We start from the raw sequence: 13,907 nt of genomic DNA, 5'->3' as shown, positions 1-13,907 counted from the left end.
TTCGAGGATGTTATGATATGAAAAGGATCGCATGGCTGACGATCATCGTCGCGATGATGCTCGTCGGTACGGCATCGGCCGCATACGTTTCAATCAGTGCCCCGCAGACGGTAAACGTCGGCGACCCGCTCAAAGTCACGGGCACCACGATCGTTGGAGGTCTCCCCAAGCCGACGGTCAATCCCGGATTCAGCACGGAGATTGTACTGTACCGTGCCCAGTACATGAAGCACGAGATTGCCCGCAAGACAATCGTCGTCCAGGAGGACGGGTCGTTCTCCACGACGTTCGAGACGGACGGTCTGGAGCCGGGACAGTACTCTATCGAGCTCATCGATCCCACGCTCTCCACCTTCGGGGGCAGTTCGACAAAACAGCGGACGGTCACCCTGGTCGACCGTTCCGGGAGCATTACGATAGACTCTCCGCTCAACCAGGACTTCGACGGTACCCTCGATCTCCGGGGTAAGATCGTCGACCTCGGTGATGCGGGAGCACGGGTTCTGGTCGAACGAGACGGCTTTACCGTCTACGGGCCGAAGTACGTAGCGACGGACAAGAACGGTGCGTTCTCCGTTGAGGTGCCTATCTCCGAAGGAGGCTCGTACGAGGTCACCTTCTCCGACAACAAGGGCTACATCGGCGACGCCGAATTCGTGGTAACCGGGACACCCGGTCCGACGCCGACGGAGGCGATGATATCCGCGAGTTCCCCCGCCAGCCGGTCCGCCCCGGCCTACTTCGAGGTCGACACCAAAAGCGGCACGGTGAAGATCATGACCTCGGCCGGGATCGATTGGGTGGTCGAATACATCGATGAGGATGGGGAATCCCATAAAGTTAACAACAAGGGCATGCTCGAGCCCGAGACCGTAGAGGTTGCCGCAAAGGGAGGCCCGGTCTACGTCAAGGTCTACCCCATGAGCTACAACGACAGCGGCACCGTGCAGATATCGGCAACGAACGCCGATACGGTCAGGGTGAGCCAGACCGCGCCCGGGCTCTTCGGGGACGCGACCCCCACCCCCGCACAGGCTGCACCGCTCCCGGCGGCCCTGGCACTCCTCGCGCTTCTCGCCGTTGTCTTCGCGCGCAGGGGATGAACAACCTTTTTTTGTCCGGTGACCTATAGGTTAAGGCGAGCCGGGATAGTCTAGTCCGGGAAGGCGGTGGCCTTGAAAGCCACTGGTGCCTGGCACCTCGGGAGTTCAAATCTCCCTCCCGGCGCTCCGTTATTCACGCCCAATCGTTGAAGAAAGGTAGTTGGGCCTTGTTGAACCCCCCGTTTGCGCAAAATGGCCGCAATCAGGGGCACGGCTTTCCACCGGGCTGCGCACCTGCGGTGCTCATGCTCCCGCCCTGGCGGCCGGTCGCATTCCGTCCATCGCCAGTCCAGGACCTTCGGTCTTCTCCAGCGATATCCCGTAGGGGCATCGCCTATCGCCACGCACTGCCCGCCCCCCTGGGGCGGGAGGAGCGCGAAGCGCGGGTGGTGGGGGTTACAGAGATCCATTACAACGTGGAGACAGGGGAGGGGGAGACCCCCTCCCCGTCAGCCCCACCCCAGTGGCGATAAGCGACCGGCGGCACGGCGGGAGTTCGAGCACCGGAGAACGACGTTCCCTCAGGAACGGAGTTTGAGCACCGAAGGTGCGAAGGTGCGCAGGCAACCACGGTCCACTGCATGGGGATGTCCGGGGAAAAGGTTGATCCCGGGCCCGAGAAAAAAGGTCGTCCCCGGGACAGCCGGGCCCAGTATCAACCCCATCGGGAAAGGATGATGATCGGAACAGGGTTTCAACAGGACCGGTAGTTCTGCTCTTCTATGGCTGGATGCGGTTCCCTTTGTCCGGTCTGGAACCGGCGATGCCGGCAGGATCGCGTCGCCGGCTCCTCATTCCTCCCCGATCCAGCCCTCACGCACCCACCGCTCGTACTCGTCCGGCCGCCAGTCCCGGTTCGCCCGGACGATGCCGGCGAAGTATTTCCGGTTCTCCGCCATCCGGGCCTCCTGATCGGGATAGCGCGGCCGGTCCCTGACGGCAAGGGCGAGCCGGCGCCCGAGATCGCGTGCCGCCGGTTCAGCCCGGTCGAGCGCCTCCGGGTCGTCATCGAGTGCGACGCTCATCCCCCCGACCGTCGTCACCCCGAGGTAGTTGAGCACGTGGTTCAGGTAACCGACGACCGCGTCGCCTCCCGAGACCTGCGTGGTCGCGACGCTGCAGCCGTATTTCCCGGCGAACTTCTGGTAACGCATAGCGTCCGCCAGCCGGTCGATGAAGACCTTCATCTGCCCGCTGACGTTGTCGACGTAGACCGGCGAGGCGAACACCAGCCCGTCGGCATCCCGTATCCGGTCGTACGCGGCGGGGAAGTCGTCGCCAAAGACGCACGTCCCGTCCAGGCTGCAACTCTCGCAACCGGTGCAGGCGACGATCTGCAGATCGGCGCGGTCGATGATATCGATCTCGGCACCGGCCTCTTTTGCCCCGGCGAGCACGAAGGTTACAAGTTTTCTCGTCCTGCTCTGCACTCCCCGCGGGCTTCCCACAACTGCGGCTATCTTCATTTTTTCATCAAATCCTGAGGAAGCGTTGGCGGCGGTGCGGGAAAATAGTTTAGAACCGGGAAGGCAGTCCCCTCTGTGAGGCGGTGCGCGAACATGTGGATTCGGTGGTCGTGAGCAGACACAACCTCAAAGCACCGTCAGGTGCGAAGCCTGGTATCCGTGTGCTGGCCGGGGACGGTAGTTTGCATTTGATTGTACCATACGGCCAGGCGTGAGTGGATCTGGAAGGCTGGAGCAGGGATGCGTATACCTGCCTGGAGCGGGAGATGGTTGGGGTTACAGAAATCCCTTAAATTGTGGGGACAGGGGAGGGGAGACCCCCTCCCCACCTGACGGTGGTCGAGCTCCGGGCGATCCGCCCATCGCACTCGCACCTCCGGTGCTCAAGCTCGCTTCGCTCGCACTCCGCACCCTTCGGGTGCTCGAGCTCCGGTTCTTCGCACCTTCGGTGCTCACGCTCCTGCCGGGACGGCAGTCGCGCTCCGAACCATCGCACTCCCCGTCAGCCCCTCGAAGAACTTCGTTCTTCTCGTGCTCCTGCCCCCGCACCTAACGGTGCTCCAGCTCCGTTCCTCCGGAACATCGCACCTTTGGCCAGTCGCACTCCCCCGGTGGCGATATCCCCCACGGTCCACTGTACGGGACTTTTCACGAACCCGAACGGTTCTGTCGATCGCCTACGTAGGCGCCACCTGCGGCGCAAGAGAACCTGGGAGAAGGCCGTGGATATTGCCCACGGCAGATCCCGGCAGGGATCCCGCAGAAAAAAAGTTAAAGAATCTTCTCCCCGGCCTTCGGTCCGGGGGAGCACTCGTAGATCTCGCGAACCTTCATGATGAGGAGGGTCTTCGCCGGCGCCTTCGCCATCTTCGCCCGGACGGTGAACTGCATCTTCTCGAACTCCGGGCCGCTCGACCGGATCTCGACGTCGCCCTTGACCTGGAAGCAGCCCTTCGTCTCGGGCCCCCAGACGTAGATGGAGACCTTCGGGTTCTCCTGGACGTTTGCGAGCGTCTTCTTCATGAAGTTGTCCGCGATCCAGATCGTCTCGTCGTCGACGATCTCGACGAACGCGATCGGCACCACGTTCGGCCAGCCGTCCTTCGAAGCAGTGGCGACCGGAAACGCCTTCATCGTGCGAAACGCCGTCTTCATCTCTTCAGTAAGTGCAACCATTGTTTTTCACCGGTATACTCTCTCGACTGCAGGTTTAAAAAAGGTCATGAAGAAAAACAGCGGGTGCGGCCAGGCCGGCAGAGCCTGCGCTAAGGTGGGTGCCGGACCGGGCTTGTGCCGCGGACGGCCTCGCACCTGCTCACGGCTCGAAGTCCATCACGACGGCGGAGTGATCGCTCAACCCCTGCCCCCGCAGGTCATGGAGGTACCAGCACGCCGTCGGGTTGAGGCGCGTAGACGCGAAGATGTGGTCGTAGCGTTTGCACTTCGGCACATCCTCGGGCCCGCGGTCGGGGCACCAGCTGTACTCTCTCGCCTGGTAGCCGTGAAGTCTACGGAAGACGTCGGGGAGGTCGTACTCCGCGAGACCGGGGAGGACGTTCATCTCGGCGTTGTACCACCACTTTCTCGGGCGGCCGAGGTACTCGTCGCTCTCGGAGATCATGGTGTTGTAGGTTTCGTCCGGGATGATGTCGCGGTAGAAGGGAACGATCGTTCCGTCGGGGAGCTCCGCCTCCGGGATGTGGAGATCGCCGCAGAGGATCCGCGGTCGTGCCGACTGGACGGCGAGGTGGCGGTAGATCCCGGCCAGCGTCTCGGCCTTGACGATCTCGTTCCTCCGGGTGCCGATCGCCGTCGGCACATGGGCGTTGTGAACCTCGAACTCGCCCGCCGGTGCGCTGACGACGGCAGAGACCACCCGCTGTTTCCACGGGATATCGAAGTCGAGCGGGTTTAACGGCGTGAGGGGGTACCTGCTCGCGATCAGGCATCCGCAGCTCTTTGCTTCGCCGGGAGGATAGTACTGTTCCGAGAGCCGGGAGACGTTATACGCGAACTGGAAGGGATCGTTCGCGCCCCGTGCGCGAAGGTCGTTCAGTCGTTCGGCCATATAGGCCACCCGCGCGATCTCCACCAGCGCAAGGCTGTCGATGGAGTGGAGCAGTCCAAACTTCTCCAGTTCTTCCCGGAAGAGCGGCAGCGCCCGATCCGTCACCTCCTGGAAAGCGACGATATCAGGCGAGTGCCGACAGACCGCTTCGACTTTCTTCTCCACGCTCTTAAGGCCGGAGCGGAAGAGATCTATGTTCCATGAAATGAGCCGCATATGCCTTGTACCTGGCATATTGGCGCTCCTCGTTCATTAATACATCGAGTTGAGGATGGATTTGGGGTGTTTGGGGAGGGGGGGTCACCCTCTCCGCTGCTCCGGCCCGATCCCGTGTTCGGCGCAGTGCTTATCGATGGCGTCGAGGAACTTCCTGCCGTAACGCTTCAGTTTCGCCTCGCTGACGCCGTAGATCTCGAGGAGGGCAACGCCGGTGGTCGGGTAGTACGTTGCCATCTCCTTGAGGCTCCGGTCGTGGAAGACGACGAACGGCGGCACGTGATCGAGGTCGGCAACGACTTTCCGGAGCCGGCGGAGCCGGAGGAAGAGGGGTTCGTCGTAGTCCTTCTCCCCGGTTTCCGGCGCGACGACGCCCTCCGGACGCGGCTCTGCGAGCGGCACCGGGTTCTTCCCCGCGAGCACCGCCCGGCTCCGGTCGTTTGAAACGAGGACGGGGTACCGGCCGCCGGTCGACGCGACGAACCCCTTCCCGACCATCTCCTGGATGAAGAGCAGCCACTGGTCGCGGGTGTAGCCCCTGCCGGAGCCGTAGGCAGAAAGCCGGTCGTGCCCGTTCTCGCGAACCCTCGCGCTCTTCGAGCCGGCGAGGACGTCGGCGATGTAGGAAGCGCCGAACCGTTCCCCTGTCTCGCGGATGCACGCGATGACCGCCGCCGCCACCTCCGTCCCGTCGAATACCTTCACCGGCGTCTCGCAGCGGTCGCATGCGCCGCACCGCTCCTCCGGGTAGGACTCGCCGAAGTAGGCGAGCAGGAACTTCCTCCGGCATCCGGGAGTCTCGCAGTAGTCGAGCATCGCCCCCACTTTACGGTAGGCGACGTCCTTCTGTGTCGCATCGGCGCCCTCCTTCTCGATGATGTAGCGGATCGTGCCGTAGTCGCCACGGGAGTAGTAGAGGATGCAGTCGCCCGGCTCCCCGTCCCTCCCTGCTCTGCCGGTCTCCTGGTAGTAGGACTCGATATCCTTCGGGAGGTCGGTGTGGATGACGAACCGGACGTCCGGTTTGTCGATGCCCATGCCGAAGGCGACGGTGGCGCAGATGATCGCAACGTCGCCGCGGGAGAAGGCCTCCTGGTGCTCCGCGCGGACGGCGTCGGGGAGGCCGGCGTGGTAGGGGAGCGCCGAGAACCCTTTATCCTGCAGTTTCTTCGCGAGTTCCACCGTTGCTTTCTGGGAGAAGCAGTAGATGATGCCGGCGTCGTTTTTGTGTTCATTCAGGTAGGCGACCAGCCTCGGGAAGTAGCGTGCCTTCGGCACCACCCGGTAGGTGAGGTTTTTGCGGTTGAAACTCCCGACGAACCGGGCAGGGTTCGAGAGAGCGAGCTCGACCGCGATGTCGTTCTGGACGGCGGGGATGGCGGTCGCGGTCAGGGCGATGACGGGGACGGTGGGGAACCGCTCTTTGAGCACCCGAAGCCGGCGGTATTCGGGGCGGAAGTTGTGGCCCCACATGGAGATGCAGTGCGCCTCATCGATGGCGATGAGCCGGACGTCCGCTTTTGCGATGAGCGAGAGGAAGAACGGCTGCACTGCCCGTTCCGGCGAGACGTAGAGGATCCGGATGCGGCCTTCGAGGATCACCCGCTCGACGATCTTCTGCTCCCCATACCCGAGCGAGCTGTTGATCGTCGCCGCCGGGATGCCGTTTGCCCGGAGACCGTCGACCTGATCCTTCATCAGGGCGATGAGCGGCGAGACGACGACCGTAAGCCCGCCGAAGACGAGGGCGGGGAGCTGGTAGCAGAGGGATTTGCCGCCTCCGGTCGCCATGACGGCGAGGACGTCGCGCCCGGCGAGGACGGCGTCGACGATCTCTTCCTGGTGGGGGAGGAACGACGTGTAACCGAAATATTTCTCCAGAGCAGTGTGTTTTGCGTCCATTGCGTCACAGAACCTGATGTGCTGGTACGGTTGGACCGGGGGCGGGATAGCGTTTATTGTTCCCGCACCGATGCGCATATCCGCGGGGAACGCACGTACTGAAAGCGATGAAGAACGTCGACATGACGGTTGAGGGAAGCGTCCTCACCATACGCGTGGATCTCGAAAAAGAGTTCGGCGCATCGAAGAGCGGGAAGTCGATCACGATCGCCTCCACCGAGGGCAACGTCTCGGTGCCGGAACACGAGGACATCAAGATCGGGTTGAACATCTACCGGAAGAAGTGAGCGGGCATTGGTTTTCTCCCGGCGCTGGCGGCCCGGGGAGAGTCATCGCTCATTTTGCGTGAGCGGTATCATCATCCATGCTCTGCAAGTTCGTGTGAAGCCGCGAAGTGCGACGTTCCGCTAGGACCGGAGTTTGAGCACCGTCAGGTGCGAAGTGCGACGGACCGAAGGACCGGAGTTTGAGCACCGTCAGGTGCGAAGTGCGACGGACCGAAGGACCGGAGTTTGAGCACCGTCAGGTGCGAAGTGCGACGTTCCGCTAGGACCGGAGTTTGAGCACCGTCAGGTGCGAAGTGCGACGGACCGAAGGACCGGAGTTTGAGCACCGTCAGGTGCGAAGTGCGACGGACCGAAGGACCGGAGTTTGAGCACCGTCAGGTGCGAAGTGCGACGTTCCGCTAGGACCGGAGTTTGAGCACCGTCAGGTGCGAAGTGCGACGGACCGAAGGACCGGAGTTTGAGCACCGTCAGGTGCGAAGTGCGACGGACCGAAGGACCGGAGTTTGAGCACCGTCAGGTGCGAAGTGCGACGGACCGAAGGACCGGAGTTTGAGCACCGTCAGGTGCGAAGTGCGACGGACCGAAGGACCGGAGTTTGAGCACCGTCAGGTGCGAAGTGCGACGGACCGAAGGACCGGAGTTTGAGCACCGTCAGGTGCGAAGTGCGACGGACCGAAGGACCGGAGTTTGAGCACCGTCAGGTGCGAAGTGCGACGGACCGAAGGACCGGAGCGTGGGAACCGTCAGGTTTGAGTGCTGGCAACAACACGACCGAAATAAGGAGAGATCCCCATGCAGTGGACCGTGGGACTATCGCCGTGGGGGGTGGGGACAGGGGAGGGGGTTTCCCCCTCCCCACCTGACGGTGGTCGAGCTCCGGGCGTTCCGCCCATCGCACTCCCCGTCAGCCCCACCTCGCACCTTCGGTGCTCGAACTCCGCTCCTGCGGAGCGTCGTTCCTCCAATGGCGATATCCCCTTGAAATCCGTGCCAGTATGACTGCAGAAATTTCCAGATACGAAGAATGTGAGCACTGTGAGGTTCGATTCGGGACGGACCGAAGGTCTTCGAGAACGCGAAGTTCGTGTGATTGTTGACGAGTTCCCGTCGCGCTTTGCCCCCTCGGTGCTCCTGCACCCGTCGTTCCGCTGTGTGTACCCCGCACCTGACGGTGCTCGCGCTCCGGACTCGAAGCCCTTCGGGCTTCTCATGCTCCGGTTCTAGTGAACCGTCGCACCCTTCGGCCCGTCGCAACTCGAAAACGCTTTGCGTTTTCTCGAGCTCCGGACGTTCCGTCCGTCGCACCCGGAAAACCTAACACCCTTCACCCCCGCCCCACGGCGCACCGGAGCGTCCCGCGAACCTCGCGGATGGGACAGCGGTCGCAGAGCGGCGATCTTTTGCAGATAGTATTCCCCAGGCGCACGATCTGGGCGTGGTAGTCGTTGAAGAGTTCCGCGTCCGGCTCGAGGTTCTCGGCAAAGAGCCGTTGCGTCAGGTCGTAGGACGCCCCTTCGGGGAGGAAGCCGTAGCGCGAGAATATCCGCCGGGTATAGGCATCGACGACGAAGACCGGCTTTTCGCAGACATACAGCAGGATGGTGTCCGTTGTCTCCTTCCCGAAACCGCGGAGGGCGAGCAGCCGCTCGCGGAGTTCGCCGGTCTCCATGGCCGCCATCGCCGCCGGGTCGGCGCGAAACTCCCTGACATAGACTCGGGAAAACTCCCGGATCCGCTCCGCCTTCTGGTTGTAGTACCGGGAAGGGACGATCAGGGGGGCGATATCTGCTGTATCGGCCTCGGCGAGGAGGCGGGGGTCGAGCATCCCGGCGTCTTCGAGGTTTGCGATGGCCTGCGCCGCGTTCGTCCAGGAGACGTTCTGGGTGAGGATCGCGCCGACCATCGTCTCGAACGGCGTCTTTGCGGGCCACCAGTGCTGGTGGCCGAACGCCGCGAAGAGGGCGTCGTAGATCTGAATGAGATCCTCGGTGAGGGTCGCCGCCATCACCGCCACCAGGGTTTCGCGGCGATCGGCATGTGCCAGTCGGTGGAAAACGCCCTGTCGGTCACTTTTATCCCGGGCGGGGCCTGCCTGCGCTTGAACTCAGCCCGCTCGACCATTCCGGCGACCTCCCGGACGGTCTCTTCGGGATACCCGGCGGCGATGATCTCGTCGGGCGACTCGAGACAGTCGATAAGACGGTGAAGGATCGCGTCGAGGAGGTCGTAGGGAGGAAGGATCTCCTGGTCGGTCTGGCCGGGCCGGAGCTCCGCTGAGGGGGGTTTTTTGAGCACCCTCTCGGGGATGACGGGGCGTTCGGCGTTCAGCCACCGGGCAATCCGGTAGACCATCCCCTTCGGGACGTCCGCGATCACGGAGAGCCCCCCCGCCGCATCCCCATAGAGGGTGCAGTAGCCGACCGCGACCTCCGACTTGTTCCCGGTCGAGAGGAGCATGGAGCCGAACTTGTTCGCGAGTGCCATCAGAACCGTCGCCCGGATCCTGGCCTGCAGGTTCTCCTCGGTGATGTCGGGGGCAAGCCCCGCGAAGACGTCCGCGAGGCCGCTGTCGAACGCCTCCATCATAGGAGCAATCGGGATGCACTGCACCCGGATACCAAGGTTCGCCGCAAGTTCCCGGGCATCCTCGATGCTCTCCGCGGAGGTGTGGGGAGAGGGGAGGAGCACCCCGAGGACGTTCTCCTGCCCGAGCGCCCGGGCGGCGACGGCGGCCACGAGCGAGGAGTCAATCCCGCCGGAGAGACCGAGATGGACGGATCTAAATCCGCACTTATGGACGTAGTCGCGGGTGCCGAGCACCAGCGCCCGCCAGATCTCGGACTCGGGCCCCTGGTCGTCGGGAGCGACCGCCTGCGGGGCGGGGCGGGCGAGATCGATGGTTACGATCTCCTCGGCAAAAGCCGCACCGCGGGCGATGAGGGTTCCGTCTGCGGAAAAAGCAACGCTCCGGCCGTCGAAGACCAGGTCGTCGTTCCCGCCGACGAGGTTTGCCGAGACGATCGCGACCCGGTTCTCCTTCGCGGCCCGGGAGAACATCTCCTCGCGCAGGCACTGTCTTCCGATGACGAACGGCGACGCAGAGAGGTTCACGATCACGTCCGGCACCTCTCCGCCGCACCGGATCTCCTCGCCGATGGCGACCCCGACCGTTCTCTCGCCGAGGTGGAATGTCCCGGGGCTCCCGGCCGCCGGCTCGAAGTAGCGGCCTTCATCGAAGCTGCCGGAGATTGCGGTTTTCCGGAACGTCCCCCGCACCTCCCCGTCCCGGAGGAGGGCGGCGGCGTTGAAGAGCGGTCGGCCGGTTCCGGCGGGGTTCGGCTCGGCGAAACCGACGAGCACCGGTGGGGCATCCGCGAGCCCGGCGGCCAGGTCATCCAGGACGGCGAGGCTCCGGGTTATGAACCCCGCCTGCAGGAGCAGATCCCGGGGCGGGCAGCCGGTCAGGGAGAGTTCCGGGGCGACGATCAGGTCCGGTCGGTGGCGGGCCGCCTCGCGTGTGCCCGCCGCAATCCGGCCGGCGTTGCCGGCGAGGTCGCCGACGACTGTGTTCACCTGGAGGAGTGAGATCTTCATGGTACTTCCCCGATTATGATCAGTAATGGCGAAACGGATGGCATATGTCTTTGCATGGCCGTATTCTCGCGGGACGGAAGTCTCCCGGCACCTGACTGCCCGCGCCCGCCGACCATACCCCTTTTAATGGCCGGAAGTCAATGCGCCTTATAGAGGACTATGCAGAGAGCATGCCGTGGAGCGATCTCACCCGGCCGGAGATCCGGCGCATCGGTTGCGTGGCGCACCTGTATCCGGGGGGGGTCAGCCTGACCTCGTACAGCCGCCGATCCGCAATCCGGGATACCCGGCTCCTCCTGGTTGCCGCATCGGTTCTCGTTGCCTTCATCGCAAACGCCGCCGGCCTCCTTGCCGGCGTCACCATCGTCCTCCCGCACCTGCTGTACCTGCCGATCGTCCTTGCCGCCTACTGGTTCCCCCGCCGCGGAATCCTCTTCTCGCTTGCCCTGGCTCTCGGGTACCTGGCGCTGGCCCTGCCCTTCACCGGGGGAGAGGCCGGAGCGGTCGTCTCGGCGCTCTCGCGGGCGGTAGTCTTCGCCGCCGTCGGCACCGTCGTGTCGTTCCTCTCTCTCCGGCTGCGGGAGCAGGAAGAACGGTACCGGGGGATCTTCGATAACTCGGAGGCGGGAACGTTCATCATTGCCCCCGGCGAGTCCGGGCCGCAGATCGAGGAGACGAACTACGTGGGCGCCGCGCTCCTCGGCTTCACGACGAAGGATCTGGTCGGGAAGCACGTCGCCGGGTTCTTCGAAGATCCAGAAGCCTGGGAAACGCTAGCGGCGGATATCGACCGCAGTGGAACCCTCTATGACTACGAGACAGTGCTTCTCCGAATCGACGGAACAGCCGTCCAGGTGCTCGTATCAGCCGGCCGGCTCCCGGGCGAGCGGATCGTCCTCACGCTCGTCGATATCACCGCCCGGAAGAACGCCGAAGACGCACTCCGCCGGACGAACGCCAAACTGAATATGCTGGGCCATCTCACCCGGAGCGATCTCGCCGCGGCAGTATCGGGACTCCTCGAGCGGATCGCCGGAGGGATGCGGGAGTTCGACGACCCTGGTATCCACCGGTATCTCCGGAGCCTGGAAGAGGACGCTCGGGTGGTGCAGCGGCGTGCAGAGATCACCCGGGACTACCAGGATCTCGGCCTCCGGCCGTCGGGCTGGCAGCCAGTTCAGAAGGTGATCTGGGAGGTGACGTCGCGTCTGGTGCTTCCCGGAATATCGGTTCGTTCCTGGGTAGAGCGGCTCGAGGTCTTCGCCGATCCGATGCTCGACCGGGTCTTTTCGAACCTGCTGGAGAACGCCGCCCGGCACGGGAAGACTGTATCGTCGGTCGTCATCACCTACCGGATCCTGGACGACGGGCTCGTGATCTCTATCGAGGATGACGGCGTGGGAATTCCCGAAGCGGAGAAGGAGCAGATCTTTGACTACGGTGTCGGCATCGAGGGCGGGCTCGGGCTCTTCCTCGTCCGGGAGATCCTTGCCATCACGAACATGACAATCCGGGAGACCGGAACGCCCGGCAGGGGGGCGAGGTTCGAGATACACGTGCCCCCGGCTGGATACCGGATAATCTGAGGCAGAAGAATGTTTGCAAAGGTGCTTATTCCGACAGACTTCTCCGCGGCCTCCGTCACCATGGCGGAGCGGGTCGGCGAGGTTCCGGGCGTCCGCGAGGTCGTCCTCGTCCACGCCCAAAGATCGGCAGCCCTCTCGTCTGCCGATGAGGATGCGCTCCGCCGGATGCGGGAACTGGTGCAGCGGCAGGGCTTCCCCGTCGAGGTGGTGGTTGCGGAGGATGACGGGACTGATCTCCCGGCGAGGATCCTCCGGACCGCCCTGGCGACGGGGGCGAACCTGGTAGCAATGGGAGTCAGAGACCAGGGGCTTCTCCGGAACCTCTTCTCCGGCAACGTTGCGGCCACCGTGCTCCGGGACGCCCGGGTGCACGTCCTGATCGTACCGCAATCGACGGCAGGTGACAGGCAGGCGCTCTTCTCGCGGCTGCTGGTGCCGACCGATCTTGCGGACCCGGCACCCGAAGTCCGCTCGCTCCTCAAGGGTGTTGCCGGGGACGGGACGTGGGCACTCCTGCACGTCGTCGAACCCGGGCGTTCGGAGGCCGAACGGGAGACCGGCGGCCGGCTCGCCGCCCTGAAAGACAGTCTGTCGCCCTCCGGGCGGGAACTCGAGCCGCTGGTACGGACCGGGGATCCGGCACGCACCATCTGCGCCGTGGCGGACGAGATCGGCGCATCCCTGGTTGCCATCCCGCGCATAGGGAGGCGTGACGCTGCGGGAGCCGCACCGCTCGGGAGCGTCACGAGTGCCGTTATAGGGTGCGTAAAACAGCCGGTGCTGGTGCTGGCGGTCTCTATCTGCCTGGAGATCGAGACCCGGGAACTCAGGAGCGAAGAGTTCGGGCTCGCAGAAGAGATCTGGCTCGATTACCACGAGTTGAAGGCGAACCCGAAGACGGATCGGATATTCGGGGTCTTTGTCGGCGGCACGCTGGTCTCCGTCGCCCGGTGCCGCCGGCACCCGGACGGCTATGAGGTGGACGGCGTCTTCACCCCCGCCAGGTTCCGGGGTCGGGGATATGCCCGGCGGGCGATGGACGCACTCGTCGAGGCGTGCCAGCATGATACCCTGTACATGCACTCGGTCAGAAACCTCGTCGACTTCTACGGGGAGTATGGATTCATATCGATACCCGAGAGCGACCTTCCGCCGACGATCCGGGCAAGGTTCGCATTTGCCCTGGGGGAGATGGAGGGGGCGAACGTCCAGCCGATGCGCCGGGCCGCAGGCTGGTTCCGGCGATAACGGTTCTCCCCGTCAGTTTCAGTCGTCGTAGAGATCCGGAAAATCCATGTCCTCTTCGATCTCGTCGGGGTACGGGACGTCGATGACGACCGACCCGTCCTCGAGGATGTCGCCGATCTCGATGTATACCCCTGCAGGAAACTCCCGCTCCTCTGTTCTGCCGTCAGAGCACTTGATGTACGCCCACATGCTGTCCCTCTGCAGATCCATTCGTTCTGTGCTCCCGGCATAATTCCGGGAGCATGCTCCCATTCCAGTATCGGATGGCATCGTTATAAAGATTTTGCGCTTTAAATAGCAGGATTAGGTATTAATATTCCTGATTTCCGGGGAGATGTGTATAGAAGCGCATCCTTGGGGGTCGTAATAGAGGGATACATTCTCCTGCCCCTGCGGCGATGGGCAGCCATATATATCGTGACGGTGCCCAAGGATGC

At 63.7% G+C, this 13,907-nt stretch carries 11 protein-coding genes and 1 tRNA gene; 5 read left to right on the top strand and 7 right to left on the bottom strand.

The genetic code is table 11. From position 1 onward, the window contains the following. Nucleotides 1-17 precede the first annotated feature (17 nt). Both MEMAR_RS07070 and MEMAR_RS07065 read left to right on the top strand, forming a co-directional pair. On the top strand, nt 18-1,103 hold the full coding sequence (locus MEMAR_RS07070) for a hypothetical protein (protein WP_011844283.1): 1,086 nt from the start codon (nt 18-20) through the stop codon (nt 1,101-1,103). A gap of 39 nt (nt 1,104-1,142) precedes the next feature. Further along, nucleotides 1,143-1,227: transfer RNA gene (locus MEMAR_RS07065), tRNA-Ser, on the top strand. Between the two features lie 667 nt (nt 1,228-1,894). Here the strand turns inward: MEMAR_RS07065 and MEMAR_RS07060 are convergent. The 4 genes from MEMAR_RS07060 to recQ form a co-directional block, all read right to left on the bottom strand. Continuing rightward, nucleotides 1,895-2,569 carry a flavodoxin family protein gene (locus MEMAR_RS07060; RefSeq protein ID WP_011844282.1) on the bottom strand — a complete coding sequence of 225 codons (675 nt, stop codon included), beginning with the start codon at nt 2,567-2,569 and terminating at the stop codon, nt 1,895-1,897. A 771-nt stretch (nt 2,570-3,340) separates the two neighbouring features. After that, entirely contained in the window at nt 3,341-3,745 is a 405-nt protein-coding gene (locus MEMAR_RS07055; protein WP_011844281.1) for a pyridoxamine 5'-phosphate oxidase family protein, read from the bottom strand. A gap of 139 nt (nt 3,746-3,884) precedes the next feature. Then, nucleotides 3,885-4,871, bottom strand: a complete 987-nt coding sequence (locus tag MEMAR_RS07050; protein WP_011844280.1) for an endonuclease/exonuclease/phosphatase family protein — start codon at nt 4,869-4,871, stop codon at nt 3,885-3,887. Nucleotides 4,872-4,937: 66 nt separating this feature from the next. Beyond that, on the bottom strand, nt 4,938-6,755 hold the full coding sequence (recQ, locus tag MEMAR_RS07045; RefSeq protein WP_011844279.1) for a DNA helicase RecQ: 1,818 nt from the start codon (nt 6,753-6,755) through the stop codon (nt 4,938-4,940). A 107-nt stretch (nt 6,756-6,862) separates the two neighbouring features. On the opposite strand from recQ, the gene MEMAR_RS07040 reads away from it, so the two are divergent. Then, on the top strand, nt 6,863-7,042 hold the full coding sequence (locus MEMAR_RS07040) for a hypothetical protein (RefSeq protein WP_011844278.1): 180 nt from the start codon (nt 6,863-6,865) through the stop codon (nt 7,040-7,042). Nucleotides 7,043-8,366: 1,324 nt separating this feature from the next. Here MEMAR_RS07040 and MEMAR_RS07035 read toward each other — a convergent pair. Next, nucleotides 8,367-9,047: an endonuclease III domain-containing protein gene (locus tag MEMAR_RS07035; protein WP_011844276.1), complete on the bottom strand. Its 681-nt coding sequence runs from the start codon at nt 9,045-9,047 to the stop codon at nt 8,367-8,369. Beyond that, nucleotides 9,047-10,636 carry an NAD+ synthase gene (locus MEMAR_RS07030; protein ID WP_011844275.1) on the bottom strand — a complete coding sequence of 530 codons (1,590 nt, stop codon included), beginning with the start codon at nt 10,634-10,636 and terminating at the stop codon, nt 9,047-9,049. The genes MEMAR_RS07035 and MEMAR_RS07030 overlap by 1 nt, the downstream gene beginning before the upstream one ends. A 170-nt stretch (nt 10,637-10,806) precedes the next feature. Between MEMAR_RS07030 and MEMAR_RS07025 the strand changes: the two genes are divergently transcribed. Then, nucleotides 10,807-12,222 carry an ATP-binding protein gene (locus tag MEMAR_RS07025; RefSeq protein WP_143706451.1) on the top strand — a complete coding sequence of 472 codons (1,416 nt, stop codon included), beginning with the start codon at nt 10,807-10,809 and terminating at the stop codon, nt 12,220-12,222. 9 nt (nt 12,223-12,231) lie between these two features. Further along, a complete protein-coding gene (locus MEMAR_RS12740; RefSeq protein ID WP_011844273.1) occupies nt 12,232-13,470 on the top strand; it encodes a GNAT family N-acetyltransferase in 1,239 nt (412 codons plus the stop codon). Nucleotides 13,471-13,488: 18 nt separating this feature from the next. Here the strand turns inward: MEMAR_RS12740 and MEMAR_RS07015 are convergent, their stop codons facing one another. Next, complete coding sequence (locus tag MEMAR_RS07015) at nt 13,489-13,680, bottom strand: hypothetical protein (RefSeq protein WP_011844272.1); 192 nt, start codon at nt 13,678-13,680, stop codon at nt 13,489-13,491. Nucleotides 13,681-13,907: the final 227 nt, after the last annotated feature.

The sequence above is a fragment of the Methanoculleus marisnigri JR1 genome, from assembly GCF_000015825.1.
Taxonomy (GTDB): domain Archaea; phylum Halobacteriota; class Methanomicrobia; order Methanomicrobiales; family Methanoculleaceae; genus Methanoculleus; species Methanoculleus marisnigri.
This window is presented reverse-complemented; position numbering and strand designations above follow the sequence as displayed.

Excerpts from the sequence above, each read along its gene's own strand:
- recQ (WP_011844279.1), bottom strand. The coding sequence starts at position 6,755 with ATGGACGCAAAACACACTGCTCTGGAGAAATATTTCGGTTACACGTCG.
- MEMAR_RS07055 (WP_011844281.1), bottom strand. The coding sequence starts at position 3,745 with ATGGTTGCACTTACTGAAGAGATGAAGACGGCGTTTCGCACGATGAAG.
- MEMAR_RS07060 (WP_011844282.1), bottom strand. The coding sequence starts at position 2,569 with ATGAAGATAGCCGCAGTTGTGGGAAGCCCGCGGGGAGTGCAGAGCAGG.
- MEMAR_RS12740 (WP_011844273.1), top strand. The coding sequence starts at position 12,232 with ATGTTTGCAAAGGTGCTTATTCCGACAGACTTCTCCGCGGCCTCCGTC.
- MEMAR_RS07015 (WP_011844272.1), bottom strand. The coding sequence starts at position 13,680 with ATGGATCTGCAGAGGGACAGCATGTGGGCGTACATCAAGTGCTCTGAC.
- MEMAR_RS07035 (WP_011844276.1), bottom strand. The coding sequence starts at position 9,047 with ATGGCGGCGACCCTCACCGAGGATCTCATTCAGATCTACGACGCCCTC.
- MEMAR_RS07030 (WP_011844275.1), bottom strand. The coding sequence starts at position 10,636 with ATGAAGATCTCACTCCTCCAGGTGAACACAGTCGTCGGCGACCTCGCC.
- MEMAR_RS07040 (WP_011844278.1), top strand. The coding sequence starts at position 6,863 with ATGAAGAACGTCGACATGACGGTTGAGGGAAGCGTCCTCACCATACGC.
- MEMAR_RS07070 (WP_011844283.1), top strand. The coding sequence starts at position 18 with ATGAAAAGGATCGCATGGCTGACGATCATCGTCGCGATGATGCTCGTC.
- MEMAR_RS07025 (WP_143706451.1), top strand. The coding sequence starts at position 10,807 with ATGCCGTGGAGCGATCTCACCCGGCCGGAGATCCGGCGCATCGGTTGC.
- MEMAR_RS07050 (WP_011844280.1), bottom strand. The coding sequence starts at position 4,871 with ATGCCAGGTACAAGGCATATGCGGCTCATTTCATGGAACATAGATCTC.